Origin of the sequence: Oenococcus sicerae (genome assembly GCF_004102045.2) — a bacterium.
Lineage (GTDB): Bacteria > Bacillota > Bacilli > Lactobacillales > Lactobacillaceae > Oenococcus > Oenococcus sicerae.
In genome coordinates, this window is record NZ_CP029684.2 from 390,406 (window position 1) to 406,742 (window position 16,337).

The window sequence follows — 16,337 nt, forward strand, 5'->3', positions numbered from 1 at the left end:
ACAATGCTGAAAAATAGCATTGTTTTTTATATCTTTTTAAGCACAATCATAGCTTGGCTTTTCGCCTTGATAAACACTCACGATTTTGCCATCCGGCTGCACCGTTATTTCATCGTACTCGTTAAACAGCTCTTCATAGTCGGAATTAACGGATAAGTCTTGTAGTTCCAAGTGGTTTGCTGTTTCTCCAGCCACAATTAAATTACCAGTTTCTGTTTTTGACAACAGATCTTTTTCATCAAAAATGCCATACTTCTGCATCATATCGAAATACCTCCTCATTGGCAAAAAACGTTCTTCTCATTTTATTAAGACAGACGTTCTTCTTTAATATAGTCGATCGGCAACCATTCTAACACCTTTTCGATATTTTTATTCCAGTAATACCATTCGTGCCGGCCATGATCCGTGTTGTATGTCACTTCATATCCCAGTTTTTTAAATTCTGGAATTGTGATTTCATTCGTCAGATATAGCGGATCCTCTTTACCGATCCAAGCAAATAATTTAGGCAGGGTTTGTTTACCAGCTGCCTGTTTTTCAGCCAAGGCGACTAAATCATTGTTCGAGCCCTTAAATTTATCCAAATCACCAAAGATACCCTCCCAGTAATTTCTCGGCGCCGTTGCTAGAACTTGCGGCAAAGTAAAGTCTTGCAGCATAGCACCTGATAAGGAGGCTGCATAAGAAAAGTAGTCAGTGGCCATCGCGACTTTCAAAGCACCGTAACCACCCATGGACAGACCAGCGACAAAATGTTTTTCTCGTTTTTTGGAAATCTGAGGAAACATCGTCGCAATTGTAGCAAACAGCTCACTCGTCAAAGCATCAAAATAATGGCCCCCATAAGTCGTATTCGTATACCAGGCTAAATCTGTATTCGGCATCACGACAGCCAAATTGCTTCTCTGGACTAAGCGTTCTATATTCGTGCGGCGCGGCCAAGCTGACTGATCATCACCCATGCCATGCAGTAGATACAAAACTGGTATATCAGTCATATCGGCAGCTGTACGATTCGGATTATGATTATCCAGTTCGGGCAGAATCACGTTCATCGAACTGCCCTTGCCCAAAGCCTTTGAATAATAGTTAATTTGCAAAAATGCCATTTTTTCTCCTAGTTATGTTCCTCGATCAAATCTAAGATCGTGTTCAAAACACCATCATGATTGTTGTCTGAATCAGCATACTGCGATGGTTTAAAATATGCTTTTAATTCATCCTGTGCATTCGGCATCACATACGGACGACCGACATATTGCAGCATTTCCAGGTCATTTAAGCCGTCACCGAAGGCAGCCATTTGTCTTCGATCAACGGCGAATTCCTTGGCCAGCATCTTTAAACCGCTGGCTTTATCAGCTTCTTCATTGACAATATCAATCGCACCAAAACCAGAAGTTGGCGTCCTCAGACCCGACAAAAGCGGATCATGTTTCAGTGAATTAAGAAAATGCTGGCCACTGTCCTTTGCCCACGAGAGCGAAATTTTGTCAATCGGAATCGAAATTTCATCAGCATCGTCTATCGCCGACCAGCTTGGGAAAAAATCATCGATCGTGCCGGCGAAAAAAATCTGCGTATCCGGTTGACGCACTGATTGCTGCCACTTCGGTGCAAAAGCCGATTCCTTGCCTGCGAAAACAGCTAAGGTCGGTTGCGGATCCAATCGAGGCAACAAGTCAAAAATTCGATTTACTTTGATCGGATCAATCACTGATTGATAAAGCGGGCGGGCACCTTCTTGAATAAAGGCACCATTTTCTGCCACCATCGAGATCACCTGCCCCTTGGGATCAAAAGGCAAGAACATTCTTTGAATTCGGCTGACTTGGTTGCCAGTCGCCAGCACAAATTTTTTATTTTGCCGACGCAGGATATTGATCACTTGAGCGAATTTTTTTTGATTAAAGGAATTCGCGCCATCCAGCAAAGTGCCATCCATATCAGCAGCAAACAATTTAATATCGCTGTCTATCATATTTTGTGCACCTGCTGGCCATTGCTATCATCTCGCACTTCATAACCTGATTCAGCGATCTGATCACGCAGTTCATCGGACTGCGACCAATCTTTATTGGCACGAGCCGTTTTTCTTTGTGCCAATAAGTCTTGAATTTTTTTCGGCAGAATAGTGTCATTTCCCAAACCAGAAATACCAAGCACGGACATGAGCTGCGAAAGTTGTTTCAAAATATTAGCGGCTGTCTGATCTTTGATATCGGCTGAATCAACATAAGAATTCGTCAATTTAACTAAATCAAAAATAGCAGCTAGAGCATTAGCAACATTAAAATCATCGTCCATAGCCGTTATAAAATCAGCAACTGATTTTGACAGTTTCTTTTCGATCACAGAATCTTTGCCAGCTGTTTTATCAGCTTTTTGCAAACGCCGATAAGCTGTCCGAATACGGTCTAACTCAACACGGGAACGCGCTAATTCAGCCGTTGAATAATTGATCGGACGCCGATAATGAGTCGCGGCCATCAGGTAACGGATCGTCATCGGATCATCGTAGGAATTTAACAGATCACGGACGGTCGTAAAGTTGCCTAAGGACTTGCTCATTTTTTCATCATTGACGTTGACAAAACCATTATGCAGCCAATAATGCACAAATTGTTTGCCTGTATGTGCTTCAGACTGAGCAATTTCGTCTGTATGGTGTGGGAAAACTAAATCAATGCCACCACCGTGAATATCGATCGTGTCAGCTAAATACTTGGTAGACATGACAGAACACTCAATATGCCAGCCTGGACGGCCTTGACCCCAAGGTGAATCCCACTTGATCACAGAACGCGGTTCATTTTTCCAAAGGGCAAAATCCAATGGATCCTCTTTTAATTCCAGCGCGTGTTCGTCTAAACGCCCCGAAGCGCCGACCTCTAGATCATCAATTGCTTCATGCGCCAGCAAACCATAATCTTTGGACTTGCGAACACGAAAATAGACATCCCCATGCGATTCATAGGCATAACCTTTATCAACTAAATCACTGATAAAAGCAATAATATCGGGAATCACATCCGTGGCCTTAGTCCGCGTCGTAGCCGGCAAAATATTCAAAGGCAGGGTATCATCGTAAAAAGCCTTGATATATTTCTCAGCAATTTCCTGCTCGCTAACAGCTTCTTCTTGAGCACGATTGATGATTTTATCATCGACATCTGTAAAATTTGAAACAAAATTCACGTCATAACCACGGTAAGTTAAATAACGCCGGATCGTATCAAAGGCGATCGAGCTGCGAGCATTGCCAATATGGATGTAGTTGTAAACAGTCGGACCGCAGACGTACATCATGACTTTTCCTGGGTTGATCGGCACAAATTCTTCTTTTTTCAGACTAACCGTATTGAAAACTTTCAGCATAATTCTATTTTACCTATAGTTAGCAGTTCGATATGAAATAGTTTTTAATTTTTGGCATAGGCACTTTTAATTTCTTTCTCATTTAAAACAAACACAGAAATTAACACACTGATAGCATTAGTTCCGGCAAAAATAAAGAAAACCACAGATGTGCCAAAGGCGGCTATCATTATTGGGAAGATGAGACTAATCGTGAAATTCGTTAACCAAGTCGTAGCTGTCGCGATCGACATAAAACGTGCTTTTACCGCTCCAGGAAACATTTCCGACATAATCAACCAAGTGACAGGGCTAACAATACCTTGATGACTAGCTAAGAATAACGCTAAGAAAAGGAGAACCAAAATATTTTTGAGAAGCTGTGAAAACAGACTTAGATTCAGTACCCAGGCCAATAAAATCAAGAAAAAAATGTTGCCCAGCAGTCCGATCAAAAGCATGCGGTGCGTATTGTAGCGTGCTATCAGTCTTGTGCCAAAAATACTAGCTATTACAGAAACCAGTCCGATCAAGACATTCGCATATAAAGATCCGCCTTGGCCCATGCCGACTTTTTCCAATAAAATCGTGCCATAATACATGACCGTATTGACGCCAGATATTTGTTGAATCAAAGCAACTAAGACACCGGCAATTAATAAATAAAGCAAGCTCGGACTTTTAACAACTTCTCGCCAAGAAAGACTGGTCTCGCTGTTAGTGTTATTGGCTGAATCTTTGTCAATGCTACTAATGCTGCTATTTTTAAAACCTAACCTGGCGAAAAGTTTACCTGCCTTTTTAAATTGTTTTTTTAATACAAGCCAGCGCGGGCTGCCACCAATATGAAAAGAATTAACCCAAAGAACGATTGCTGGAATACTGGCTGAAACGACCATAATACGCCATATTGGTGACCAACTGCCCCAAACATTGCCTAAAATAGCGTTGACCGAAAAGGCAGTTAATTGCCCCAAAACAATAAAAATCGCATTTTTATTAACGTTATCAGTTCTAACAGGGGCTGGTGATATCTCAGAAAGATACATCGGTGACAGGCTTGATGCCGCGCCAACGGCAATACCTAAAACGAAACGAAAGGCGGCCATAAACAGAAAGTTCATCGCTAAAGCGCATAGGATCGTTGAGATGGTAAACAAGGCAGCGATCCAGCGCAGTGTTTTCTTTCTGCCAAATTTATCAGCGATCCTGCCACATCCCAGTGCTCCTAAACAAGCACCTAAAACAAGCGAACTGGAAACAACTCCCTGCAGACCGGCCGACAGATTCAACTGATCCGGCTTGCTCATAAAAGCTAAAGCGCCATTGATGACACCTGTATCATAGCCGAAGAGAAAGCCTCCTAAGGAAATGACATAAGTACTGTACTTTAAAAAACTGTTGTTTATTTTCGACTCTTTTTTCACGCTATGCTCCTTTCTAGAATAAGGATTCTAAAATCAAGGACTAAAAAGATGTTCTTTGTCCAAAATAGCACAGCAACAATACAAGTGCATTTCGAGATTTTTGATATCAGCTGTTAAGAGATCAAATTAAAACAGCACCAATTGACGCATATAATGGGTCGTTTATCTACGGATAATTTTCCTAAACTGCTGCAACAAGCGATAACGAATTTTACTGATCGGCAATATAAAGGTACCTATATTACGTGTCACGTAGCCATTAAATCCCTTCTTGAATTCGTACACACCATCTTTGCGGGAATTGTCGCCAGAAACACCGTAAAAATTATAAACTGGTATTTTTTGAGATTGCGCAAATTTCAACATTTCATATTGAATACGATAAGGACCATAGAAATTTTTGAACTCAACATTCGTATAACTGAACATGTAAGACACTTCTTGCGGTTGAATAAAAAATAGCGCACCAGCTAGGTTTATCTTATTGCCGTAAAGTCCAATAAAAGTCTCTGCTTGATCAATTCTTTTTTGATATTGCCGAATACGATCCTCTAGTTCATTCACCTGTCTATGCTTGCTGGAAGTGCTTTTCTTGGAATTAGCTGCAGCCAACTGATCGATTTCTTCAGTTAATAACTGAATAGTTGCTTGAAAATGTTTGACGTAAGCTGGTAATTCGGTTTCCGCTATGACAAACCGTGCTTGTTTGCCAAATGTTTTGTAAACATTTTGATAATAGACTAGCGATTTATCTTGAAAACCTAATCTCGCTGCTGTTTGGCTGGTATTTTCATGGAAAACAGCTAGTTCATCATAAGTGATGGTACGCGTTTTAATAGCAAATTCGAAAGTTTTTCTGATAGAATACTGAGTCGCTTTACTAAAGCTCTGAAAAAGCGTCTCTACGTTAAATCCGGCAAGGTCTTTATGATATTCATAATTCGGGCTAAGTGAACTGTAACCAATTTGATCCAAAGAATCATATATGAAACCTTGTTTTTCATAAGTACTCACATACTTAGAAAAATCAAAACTACTAATATGACCCGCATTATCGATCCGCTGAATCGTCTCATTTGGGACGATCCGTAAATAATAAGCGTGCAATTTTTTTAAGTAGCTGCGCAGCTCGGAAAGAAAAAAAGCGATTATCGTATCCTGATCAGCAAAATTCGGATCAACTAGCGGACCAGCCATAATTTCGTAAACGCCGCCAAATCGGCTATCTATTTTTCTAATTAATGCTCCCAATAGAATTTTGTCATTTTCAATTACGCCGAAAAATCCAGAAGTCTGTCTGCTTTTATCGAAATAAGCTTTTTGGTAAATGCTCTGATAAAAGGAACCTTTCGGGTTCTGTTGTTCAAATCTATGATATTCATCCTTGTCTAAAATAACGAATCTCATAAGTTAATTATGCATGATTCCACACGAACGATGTAAGCGGTGACTTTTTTTAAAAATATTGATTCGATTAGCCACCAAGCCATTGTAAAATCATCCTATAAATCAGCGGTTTTGCCAAACAAGCAGTCGGGAAAAGTTCTCAGCTTCTGGTATTGGAACTTGACAATGGTTGTTGTTTTAAATATAGTTAACTAAAGTAATTAACTTCGTTAACTATATTTAGGAGGAAGATCGACAATGAAATCAATCAGCCAACTTTTTTCAGAACTATATGATCAAGTTTTGCTAAATTATCAAAATGATACTAATAGAAGCGATAGATTCCCAGATCTTAGTGCTAACGATGAATATTATCTAAACCTGTTATTCGAATTGGAAGACCCCACCCTGACCAGTTTCGCTAATAAAGCAAAGATATCCAAACCGGCCGCAACGAGAATTATTCATCGTTTTATCAAAGCTCATTATTTAACAAAACATGCTTCATCATTGGATAAACGAAGTTTTAACTTAACGCTGACTGATGAAATGAAAAAACATTGTCAGCAAAACGATCGATTATTCGACAAAGTTTTTCTCGATGCCATCACCCCTCTGTCGCACAAAGAACAGGAACAATTAGCTTATCTCATGAATAAAATTGATCAAAATTCGGGATTATCGCATGCAGCAAAAAGCGATTGAACAGCATACTTTAATGGCTGGCATTTTAGCTAACCTGTTTATGGGCGCTGCTGGCATGGCAGCCTACTATACCAGTCAGATCGAAGCTTTATTTGTTGACGCCTACTTTACGGTCATCAGCTTGGTCTCAGGTCTTGTTGCGATTTCTATTTCAAAATTGAGCACAAAAGTCAGCAAACGATTTCCAAATGGCCTCTTCATCCTAGAACCAATTTTCTCATTGGTCCAGTCCTTATTAACGATCGTGCTGCTTGTTTCGGCTTTGGCCACAGTCAGTTGGAACGCCTACAAGTATTTCGCCTATGGACAAGGCAAAATCATGGATGTTGGGCCGATTATCCCCTATGAAATCATCATGCTGCTGTTGTCTTTTAGCCTATCTGCCTACTATAATCAGCAAAATAAAAAAATTAACGAAAGTAGCACGATGCTTTTGGCCGAAACGAAAGGGACCTTGATCGATGGTATTATGTCAACCGGAATCGCTTTGGCTGCCCTGACGATTCTTTTCATAAACAAAGAGTCGATTTTCAATTTTTTACGTTACACTGGCGATTTCTTTATTACCTTTTCACTGGTACTGCTGACGATCAGAATGCCGCTGCAAATTATCAAAAGAACTTTTATTGAGATCAGCGGCGGCACGATTTCTAATCGGCATATTCAAAAGATCATTGAAAACTGTCTGCACAAACACTTGCATGGCACGCTGGCGCTGAGCAAATGTTCGATTTATAAAGTCGGCATGTCTTTACGCGTTGATGTCTTGCTCAATAGCAAATCTGTTTGCATTAACAAAAAAGAATTGTCGGCGGCCAAAGATATTATTTTAATCGAACTAAAAAAACAGTTTGAGTATATTCATGTGGCCTTTTATCTAGACTAAAGGGACTGCAATGCTAATACGAAATAGCAATCAAAATCTCACTTACTTATCTAAATAAACAGGCAGCAAAATATCATTAATAAGTATTTGGCACATTTCTTGATCAATTTCTCTTTGTAAAAATACGTTATAGCGCAACCACTCAAAAGGCAGCAGCTTAAGTTCGTGTGAAATATTTGGGCGTAAATGTTCCCCACGATCGATCGCACGTTGTAAAACACGATCAATGAGCCGCAGGTCAATTGCCGAATTCTGATCTATTAAGCGCTGCAAGATTTGTCCAGATTGCCGACCGCTCTCGACAAACATACCTCTAATGAAAGTTTTGCCCATGATGTTAATACTTATCAAAAAACGATCTGTCACTTGTAAAAGGTCTTCTTTTAAACTATTACCCGTCAAAATCAAGTCATCCATGCTGCCATTATTATCGCGTCGAATTCGATCTTGAACAGCTGCAATAGCCAGTTCGAGCGGTGATTCCCAGCGACGATAAATGACCGATTTGCTCGTCATGGCAGCATCTGCTACTTTTTGAAAAGTCAATCCTTCCATACCTTCGAGATCGATAATTTTTTCTGTTGCTCGATAAATAGCATTTGTTAGTTCTACACCGCGGCGACGTGTTTCGCTCATAAAATGCGCTCCTTTAAATAAGATACGTTAAGTTTCTTATTGACATTCTTTTTCTAAAGAGTAATATAACACTCGTGATATAAGAAACTATTAGTATCTTATTTAAAGGAGTGTATAAAAATGAAAAAACAAGGGTCACTTGTTTCTAAAGACTTGATGACAGTAGCTTGGGTCCTAGTACTAGGGGCAATGGCACCGTTATTAGATTCGACGATGGTCAACATTGCTATCCATAGTCTGGTTAAAGATTTAAATAGCAACGTCGCAATTGTTCAATGGACAATTACGGGCTATGTTTTGGCAACAGGAATCGCAGTCCCTTTCTCTAGCTGGCTGTTAAACAAATTTGATGGTAAAAATGTATTTTTAGCTGGTGAAATGCTATTTGCAATCGGCTCCATTTTATCTGCACTTTCACCTAATATTAATTTTTTAATCGCGGCTCGACTATTGCAGGGCTTTGCTGGTGGCCTCATCATGCCGCTGCTGACAACCTTATTAGTCCAATCAACTGGTCCAGAGATAATGGGCAGAATGATGGCTACAGTTGGCTTGCCAATTATTCTAGGTCCTTTGATCGGTCCTGTGATCGGCGGTATTATCGTTAAATACTTATCTTGGCAATGGATTTTTTGGATCAATGTCCCTATCGCAATCATGGCTATTCTGCTGATTATCTGGAAAATGCCGAACTATCCAGCCCAAAATAAAAAAGCCAGAATGGACTTTATTGGTATCACATTGCTGGCTGCTGCCAGTACTACGATGATTTACGGTATCGTAAAAGCTTCAAAAGACGCTAGTTTCACTAATCGTACAACGCTGTTTTGCCTTGGGATTGGCTTTATCCTTATGCTGTTATATATTGTCTGGTCTTACTTCTATCAGGATAAAGCTGTACTCCCTTTGAATTTGTTTAAACATCGTTCATTTAATGGGTCTGTGATCGGCCTGTTTATCGCTGGGACTGTGCTTAATGGTGCCATGCTGATTTTGCCGCTATTTTTCCAAGATGTTCGCCACATGAGCGTCATGATGGCTGGACTAGCTTTGATTCCACAAGGCGCCGGTATGTTAGTTTCAAGACCTCTGACAGGAAAATTAACAGATAAAATTGGTGCCAAATATGTTGTCTTAAGCAGTTTACTAGTCACTTTTATTGGAACGTTACCTTTTTATTGGATTGGTCAAAACACTGCCTATTGGGTGATCGCTTGTGTCTTATTTATTCGAGGTATAGGTGCTGGTGGTATTTTAATGCCCTTGATGGCTGATTCTTATACCGGGATGACCAGTTCACAAATTCCGGCGGCTTCCATTGGAGCTCGTATTGTCCAAAATATCGGCAGTGCTTTTGGTTCCGCTTTGATAGCGACTTTAGTGACAATGTATGCGACCAATAAAATCAAGCTTTTTAAACAGCAACTGGTCGCTGGAAAATTTCATCTAACACCAGCCCACACTGAATTGTTCGTTAGCCATCATCTAGCCTTAATTCATTTACAAGCTTTTCAGCAAGGTTTTCTAATTACTTCAATAGCCGCGCTGATCATCATTTTCCCAACGCTTCTGTTAACTAATAAAATCAAAAAATAATCCAAAATCCCGTGCCTCTTGCCAACATTGATAGAGACATTAAATATGAATAAACAAGCTACTAATTACTTTGATCATTTGCCACAGTACTCGTTTTAGCTATTGGTTTTTTAATTGACGCCAAATCACCAACTTATCGCTTACTTTACACAAATTCTGCCAAAAATAGTCGCTGGATATGTGCTTTTCAAGGCTACTTTACGAGCCAATATTTTTTGGCTTAGCTGTCTCATTAATCGTCGCAGCTGGCAACTTGCATAATCGGACATGAACATCACAGCGTGTTTAAAACGTGAAAAACATTAGCTGCAAAAGCTATAACGATGCACAGAAAAATTTAGTCATTTTCCCTAACAGCTTCCGGGAATTAACGGCTAATAACTTGACCAACAAAAAAGCCCATCATCGGATAGGCTTCTCATCATTTGTTTTTGAAAAGAGTGTAGCTATTAATAGCTACAATTTTAGTCTAACAAAAAAGTCTTGATAAACAAGAACCATAAAAACCCACTGCCAATCAGCAGCGGGTCTAAAACAGTCTGATTCATATCTCAGATCAGGCTTCCTTTGTTCCGTCAACTAACAGATAATCAATCCAGCGACTAGCTTTATGGTTCTTTAGAAGATCGTTGTAATCCATAGCGGGCAATTTTTGATAGGCACCTGGTTGATCGCTTCGCCGAATAATCCAGCAAGAGGCCTGATCAGGTGTTGGGATAATATGCAATTCTTTGACTATTGGCCAAAGAATTAAATAATCAGGTAATTTAATCATTTGTCGGATATGAAAAGGTTTGAGATAAGACGCACGGTCATAACGGACAGGAACAGTGGGGAACTCACGTAACAACTGCTGATCAAGGTACTGGCGTTTCTTGAGTACGATAAAGATGACTGTCCCGAAGATTACCACGATTATATTCAAAATGAGAATAAAAGGAAAAAGAAAGCGACCTAGTACATAGCTCATCAGTATGACTAAGAAAATCATCAAAATATTGACCAGCGTCGCGATTATGACACCCATCTGAAGAGAATGAAAAAGCTGGTTCCGCTTTTGAAACTGCGCATTATGCGCATGTTGATCAGCTAATAATTGGCTATAGTCCGCTTTAATTTGAGCTAGTTCTGCAGCAGAAAAGGTATAAAAATTGTCTGTTGATTCAGGCATATCAACTATTATCGTTGATTTGATTCCAAGTGGCAACTAATAGCAAACCAACCGCCCCAATTCCCAGAGTGACGGTAGCTACAGGAGCTGCCCCCGCTAGGATGGCGGCATAGACCAGATAACCGGCATCCGCACTTACCGAAGCTACTGCTCCCGCCATTGTAATATTATAAATGGCATTATTAATTTTTTGCCAGTCAGGCGAGTCTGACGGATTAAGTGGATTAAGATGAAAGCTGGCATTGAGTATAATGGCCGAACTCATTTCCACACCATTAATTTCACTTTGGCTATTAATCAACGTACAAGAAATGCTGACCTCTGTACCAGAAGCAGAATAAGTCATTTTTAAGAGCCCGTTATCAATAGCTGCGGCCATGTCGGCTAGTTTAGCACCTAATTTAGTAGAAACTTCTTGGCCAAAAGCGTTTGATAGTGAAGCTTCAAAACCGTCTTCTAATTGACCAGCTGAAATATTAAATTGAAGCATTCCTGGCCCTGAGCTAATACTGGTTGTTAATTGAGCCGTCAACTTCAGTAATTTATTATCATATAAAGTAATTTCTGGTCCGTCCCAAGTCAGAGAGCCACTCAGGTAGGCTGACTTTAATGGGGCGAATTCTGTGTTAAAGATCCAGCTTAATTGTACTGGTGTCTCTAAGGCGACAACACCTTCATCAGCATGAGAAACATTGACATAGTCAATAGCCGCTACACCACTGATACCAGAATCATCCTCAGCAAATTGATCAAAAGCCCAGTTTAAAGGCTGCGAAAAACCTAAATTGCCTGAATAACCTGTCGACATATTAGACACATAGCTATAAACAGAGCTTGATTCTAATGCTAACCTGCTGCTAACATTACGTGTCCCGTAAACGGCTGGAACATAATAATTGGCGGCCTCGCCATTATTAAAAATGGATGTCACACCATTAAAGTAAGGCAGACCATTATTTGAAATATCGTCATCGGTCATGTCCATATCGATAGCAAAATAAATGACGGTTCCAGTTGGTAAACCCAGTTCGGTTGCGGCTGCCATGGCTGCCCTGGCATCTTTTTGTCCCTGCCTTCTCGTAAAATAGTCCACCGTTGGAAAATTATCTTGATAAATGGGCACTAAATGAAGACCAGCAGTAAGAATATTCTGAGCTTCAGTGCGAGTCAGATTCTTGGGCTTGTGCAAAGAACCGCTACCGACAGAACCCGTCAAGTATCGTGCGACATAAGTGGCATCCCAGTTAACCAATGATTGAATCATGTTAGCTGTCAATTGGATAGATGTATCAACACCCCAGAAGTTTCGGCTCGGACTGCCGCTAGAGACCATTAGTGAGTACATGGTCACAGGATCAGGTTGGTTAGCAGTCACTGGTGTGAGATTCATAAATCGTTGAAAGGCAAAGAGCAACGACTGAGTCGTCGTGTCTAGTTGCCCATTAAAAGGCACTGTCGATAACTGATTAGCTGTAATATATTGTGACATGTTCACATATAGTGCAAACTGCACCAAGCGAATCAAGCCAGTACTAAGACCATTCGCATAGGCCGAGGCATAAGTCGACCGTGTGGATGGTTCCCAAACACCGTTAGCGATTGTAACCAATCCTAATTCGATTTGGGCACCATAAATCAAGGCTGTATTCGTGTCGCGTTGATAGACCCCATCAGCTGGTAAAATACCCGTTTATGCACTATAGCGAAAATTTAAATACTGTTGCATCGTACGAATTTTCGCATCTCCGTTAGACAGCAGAACAAAAGCCGACATGTCGAATAACGCTTTGGCCCATAGCGAGGTCAGTATCCCACTAGGATCAGTAAATCCCGCTTCTGTTTGTAGTGTTTCAACAGCCGCTTGGGTATCAGGAGAATACACACCATTAAACTCACCGGGATTAATTCCTTTAGCCCAAAAAGCACCTTGAATCAAATAAACAAAATGACTTTCATAGCCATTTTTTAACTGAGGCACGACTTGAGAATCAAAAGCAGCCGAAGTTACCTCCCCAAAAGCTGGCAAACCAGCTTGTAAACTGATGCCTAGCTCATACTGGAGACCTTGGATAAGTCCATAAATTGTTTGCCAACCTGTATTACCACTTTCGGTCACCTGAATATAATTAGCGACCGACCCGTAAGTCTTGTTGAGCCACTGTTGGGTGGTTAAAACCATTTGATCTACCATAATAAAAACCTCTTTTCAAAAACGAATGATGGTGAACACACGCCACCTCATATCACCAAACAAAAAGGCGAACTTATGTTCGCCTTTTAAGATAAGCCCTCTAAGAAATAATGACAAGTGGATAACTTAATATTTTAGATGTTTATAAAATTTAGATGATTGACGTATTAACAAAGCTAGTTTCTGATACTTGGGAAATTACCAAAAGACGCTTGTAATGTCCAGTGCGCATCGCCGTTTGCCATAAATTAATGACCAAGACGGCTGGTTTTTGAGGCTTGTGCTGGCGAAATACTCTTGACCTGATGATTATTCTTGTCCACTATCGTGGTCGCTTTACCACGCTGACTGAATCCATAAAAGGCAAACACAGCTAAAACCGTGAGCAATAAAATCAGTAGTGGATATAAAATTGTTTTGTTTAAATTTTTCATAAACAGTTACTCTCAAATGTCTGAATATATCGTTACTCAGCCATATTATAATTTTAATCTGTTTCAAGACAAAACAATTGATTTGCTTATCACCTTTATAGTTATCCCGTGAAATTTTTTTAATCGACAACCTGTGTATTAACAAAGCAATATATTCAACAAGGAATTACGTTTTAGATTCTTCTTTCCTTTAAGCTATCTTGAAAGAGTTCTCTTTGTTGACCATTCAGATTATTTTTAACATAGCGATTAGCTAATTGGTCAACACTCAGATCAGGCTTCCTTTGTTCCGTCAACTAAGAAGGAACCAGCCCAACGACGCGTTCTTTTGTTCTTTAATAAGTTCTTTCTATATGAACTTGATAGTTTGTCATAGAGATCTGCTTGGTCAGCTCGTCTAATGAGCCAACAATTGACTCGATCTGGGCTGGGAATGATATTGATCTCTTTATTTTTAGGCCAAACAATCAAGTAAGCTGGTAATTTGATCATTTGTTGAACTATCAAGGATGGATAACGATCCTTTTTAAAATAACGAACTTCCACGGTTGGAAATTTGTTGAATAGACATTTGGCTTGATCTTTGTTTCTCTTAATTAAAACAAATTCAAGCATCAAAACAAGTGTGACCATGAACAATAATAAGTATAAAAAATAAATATACCAATGGTTGGCTACAAAAGAATATGCCGTTTCTAGGTCTGGCATATATCTAAAGACTAAAAAGACCGCACGTGCAAACCAAAAACCATATAATTCAATCAGTATCACAGCAAAAACTATTATCAATCTCGATATAAAATGTCTATTCCGCTTTTGAAACTGCCGATTATGCGCGCGCTGATCAGCGAGTAATTGACGATAGTCTGCTTTGATCGCTGCTAGTTCAGTTGAAGAGAAAGTATAGAACTCGTCTGTTGCTTCAGTCATATCAACTATTATCCTTGCTTTGATCCCAAATAGCTAGTAAGAGCAAGCCGACTGCACCTGCAACAGTAGCAAGAGAGCCTAAATAACCAGCAGCTAAAGTCGTAGCTGAATGCAGAATAAGTCATTTTTAAGGGCTCAGCATCTATATCGCGGACCAATCATCTTGATGTCACTTATCTTCATTATTCAACTAATCATTTCTTTGATACTGAAATCCAATTTATCTTTATCGCTCAGTACCATTAGTGTCATCATTCAACTGCTTATTTTCTGGCGATATATGTCCAAAAACGAATTCGAACAGATACTAACCTTATTTAAAGGAGAATAACCATGGCTGATGCTTTCGTTCAATTAAAACACGCGAATAAAAAATATGGCGACCGGACCATCATTGACGATCTATCGTTTCAAATTTTTGCAAAAGAATTTGTGGCTATCATAGGTCCCTCGGGTTCTGGGAAATCGACGCTATTGAATATGATCGGTTTATTAGAAAGTATCGATAGTGGCCGTATTACGTTGAGTCGCGAGCTTTTGCCCAATATTAATAGTAGAAAAGCAACAAGAATCCGACGTGATACCATCAACTATCTGTTTCAAAGTTTTGCCTTGATCAACGATATTTCTGTTCAAGATAATCTCATGCTAGCAATGAATTTTACATCTTTATCTGGTAAAGACAAAAGGGCTCAAATAAGCGATACTTTAAGCAAAGTTGGCTTGCAAACTTTAATCAATGCAAAAGTCAATAATCTATCTGGCGGTGAACAGCAGCGTGTAGCCAGCCCGCGCCATTCTAAAACCCGGACAGCTCGTGTTAGCCGATGAACCCACTGGTGCTCTGGACGAAAAACATGCTAACGCAGCTTTTCAGTTAATTAAAAGTCTGCGCGATAATTATGGCAAGACTGTGATCATTGTGACTCACAATTTAGACTTAGCTAAACAAACTGATCGCATCATCGAATTAAATTATTAAGCGTGTTTTCGTCAAAAACAATTTTATTTTCCAGAATTAAGATACAAATTCTAAACCACCTATTTTGCCAGTGTATAGCAACAACTGATTAGTTTCTGGTAAAACCTTAGTCTATAGTATCTAATTCTTAGCAGGCTAAGTCATAGAAAACCCCAGGCGTTACCTGCGTCTTCCGGCTGGATGTGGTAGGATATGCAACTAAGAACAAGTTCTACCGTCACTAAGATGGGAACCTCAGTAGCAAAAATCAGAAAGGTGTTAACATGTCATTTTCCAACAAAAAAATAATTTAATCGATACATTGAAAACAGTTTCATTAAAATCTTCTCAAGAACAATTATTGATCAATGATGCTATTACTCAATTGGCTGCTCATAAAAATGAACAGGCAGTGTTAGCAGAATTAAAACGCAGACTCAGTGGGCTTGCAGTTCAGCAAAATATTTCCGCCGAGGGTCTGAAGCTATTATCAGCCATACAGCAACCTGATTTCAGTGTTGATTACGCGCTGTCATCCATGACCTGGTTCCAATAATATTCATTACAAAATATTTACCAACTACCTAATTTTAAAATCTATAAAACCCCAGTTTTGATAACAGAACTGGGGTTTTAAGTTACGATAACTAGCAG

At 39.7% G+C, this 16,337-nt stretch carries 18 protein-coding genes; 6 read left to right on the forward strand and 12 right to left on the reverse strand.

Annotation, left to right across the window (positions count from 1 at the left end; genetic code table 11):
- Positions 1-36: 36 nt before the first annotated feature.
- The 6 genes from DLJ48_RS01980 to DLJ48_RS02005 all read right to left on the reverse strand — a co-directional run bounded on the left by DLJ48_RS01980 (position 37) and on the right by DLJ48_RS02005 (position 6,194).
- The gene (locus DLJ48_RS01980; protein ID WP_243148637.1) at positions 37-264 is read right to left on the reverse strand and encodes a hypothetical protein; all 228 of its coding nucleotides are present in this window, start codon (positions 262-264) and stop codon (positions 37-39) included.
- Positions 265-308: 44 nt separating this feature from the next.
- Entirely contained in the window at positions 309-1,112 is an 804-nt protein-coding gene (locus DLJ48_RS01985; protein WP_128685443.1) for an alpha/beta hydrolase, read from the reverse strand.
- An 8-nt stretch (positions 1,113-1,120) separates the two neighbouring features.
- Positions 1,121-1,984 carry an HAD hydrolase family protein gene (locus DLJ48_RS01990; RefSeq protein ID WP_128685445.1) on the reverse strand — a complete coding sequence of 288 codons (864 nt, stop codon included), beginning with the start codon at positions 1,982-1,984 and terminating at the stop codon, positions 1,121-1,123.
- Positions 1,981-3,381 carry a cysteine--tRNA ligase gene (cysS, locus tag DLJ48_RS01995; protein WP_128685447.1) on the reverse strand — a complete coding sequence of 467 codons (1,401 nt, stop codon included), beginning with the start codon at positions 3,379-3,381 and terminating at the stop codon, positions 1,981-1,983. Before cysS ends, DLJ48_RS01990 begins: the two co-directional genes overlap by 4 nt.
- A gap of 44 nt (positions 3,382-3,425) precedes the next feature.
- The gene (locus DLJ48_RS02000; RefSeq protein ID WP_128685449.1) at positions 3,426-4,787 is read right to left on the reverse strand and encodes a sugar porter family MFS transporter; all 1,362 of its coding nucleotides are present in this window, start codon (positions 4,785-4,787) and stop codon (positions 3,426-3,428) included.
- Between the two features lie 162 nt (positions 4,788-4,949).
- Positions 4,950-6,194, reverse strand: coding sequence for a peptidoglycan bridge formation glycyltransferase FemA/FemB family protein (locus DLJ48_RS02005; RefSeq protein ID WP_128685451.1), 1,245 nt, complete (start codon positions 6,192-6,194; stop codon positions 4,950-4,952).
- A 237-nt stretch (positions 6,195-6,431) separates the two neighbouring features.
- Between DLJ48_RS02005 and DLJ48_RS02010 the strand changes: the two genes are divergently transcribed.
- Both DLJ48_RS02010 and DLJ48_RS02015 read left to right on the forward strand, forming a co-directional pair.
- Positions 6,432-6,878 carry a MarR family winged helix-turn-helix transcriptional regulator gene (locus DLJ48_RS02010; RefSeq protein ID WP_128685453.1) on the forward strand — a complete coding sequence of 149 codons (447 nt, stop codon included), beginning with the start codon at positions 6,432-6,434 and terminating at the stop codon, positions 6,876-6,878.
- Positions 6,835-7,764: a cation transporter gene (locus DLJ48_RS02015; protein ID WP_243148639.1), complete on the forward strand. Its 930-nt coding sequence runs from the start codon at positions 6,835-6,837 to the stop codon at positions 7,762-7,764. The genes DLJ48_RS02010 and DLJ48_RS02015 overlap by 44 nt, the downstream gene beginning before the upstream one ends.
- A gap of 42 nt (positions 7,765-7,806) precedes the next feature.
- Here DLJ48_RS02015 and DLJ48_RS02020 read toward each other — a convergent pair whose 3' ends face one another.
- Positions 7,807-8,400, reverse strand: a complete 594-nt coding sequence (locus DLJ48_RS02020) for a TetR family transcriptional regulator (RefSeq protein WP_128685455.1) — start codon at positions 8,398-8,400, stop codon at positions 7,807-7,809.
- A gap of 120 nt (positions 8,401-8,520) precedes the next feature.
- Here DLJ48_RS02020 and DLJ48_RS02025 point away from each other — a divergent pair, with 120 nt between their 5' ends.
- A complete protein-coding gene (locus DLJ48_RS02025) occupies positions 8,521-9,996 on the forward strand; it encodes an MDR family MFS transporter (RefSeq protein ID WP_128685457.1) in 1,476 nt (491 codons plus the stop codon).
- A 556-nt stretch (positions 9,997-10,552) separates the two neighbouring features.
- On the opposite strand, the gene DLJ48_RS02030 is transcribed toward DLJ48_RS02025, so the two are convergent.
- The 5 genes from DLJ48_RS02030 to DLJ48_RS02050 form a co-directional block, all read right to left on the reverse strand.
- On the reverse strand, positions 10,553-11,167 hold the full coding sequence (locus DLJ48_RS02030; RefSeq protein ID WP_128685459.1) for a hypothetical protein: 615 nt from the start codon (positions 11,165-11,167) through the stop codon (positions 10,553-10,555).
- A 1-nt stretch (position 11,168) separates the two neighbouring features.
- Positions 11,169-12,806, reverse strand: coding sequence for a glycoside hydrolase domain-containing protein (locus tag DLJ48_RS02035; RefSeq protein ID WP_128685461.1), 1,638 nt, complete (start codon positions 12,804-12,806; stop codon positions 11,169-11,171).
- Between the two features lie 51 nt (positions 12,807-12,857).
- On the reverse strand, positions 12,858-13,358 hold the full coding sequence (locus DLJ48_RS02040) for a peptidoglycan-binding domain-containing protein (RefSeq protein ID WP_128685463.1): 501 nt from the start codon (positions 13,356-13,358) through the stop codon (positions 12,858-12,860).
- A gap of 248 nt (positions 13,359-13,606) precedes the next feature.
- The gene (locus tag DLJ48_RS02045) at positions 13,607-13,792 is read right to left on the reverse strand and encodes a hypothetical protein (protein WP_128685465.1); all 186 of its coding nucleotides are present in this window, start codon (positions 13,790-13,792) and stop codon (positions 13,607-13,609) included.
- A gap of 273 nt (positions 13,793-14,065) precedes the next feature.
- Positions 14,066-14,722 (reverse strand): hypothetical protein, encoded by a 657-nt coding sequence (locus DLJ48_RS02050; protein WP_128685467.1) that lies wholly within the window; start codon positions 14,720-14,722, stop codon positions 14,066-14,068.
- A gap of 333 nt (positions 14,723-15,055) precedes the next feature.
- Here DLJ48_RS02050 and DLJ48_RS02055 point away from each other — a divergent pair, with 333 nt between their 5' ends.
- The 3 genes from DLJ48_RS02055 (at position 15,056) to DLJ48_RS02060 (ending at position 16,239) form a co-directional block, all read left to right on the forward strand.
- On the forward strand, positions 15,056-15,553 hold the full coding sequence (locus DLJ48_RS02055) for an ATP-binding cassette domain-containing protein (RefSeq protein WP_243148641.1): 498 nt from the start codon (positions 15,056-15,058) through the stop codon (positions 15,551-15,553).
- Positions 15,540-15,704, forward strand: a complete 165-nt coding sequence (locus DLJ48_RS08550) for a P-loop NTPase family protein (protein WP_243148643.1) — start codon at positions 15,540-15,542, stop codon at positions 15,702-15,704. The genes DLJ48_RS02055 and DLJ48_RS08550 overlap by 14 nt, the downstream gene beginning before the upstream one ends.
- Positions 15,705-16,005: 301 nt before the next feature.
- Complete coding sequence (locus DLJ48_RS02060) at positions 16,006-16,239, forward strand: hypothetical protein (protein WP_128685469.1); 234 nt, start codon at positions 16,006-16,008, stop codon at positions 16,237-16,239.
- Positions 16,240-16,337 lie beyond the last annotated feature (98 nt).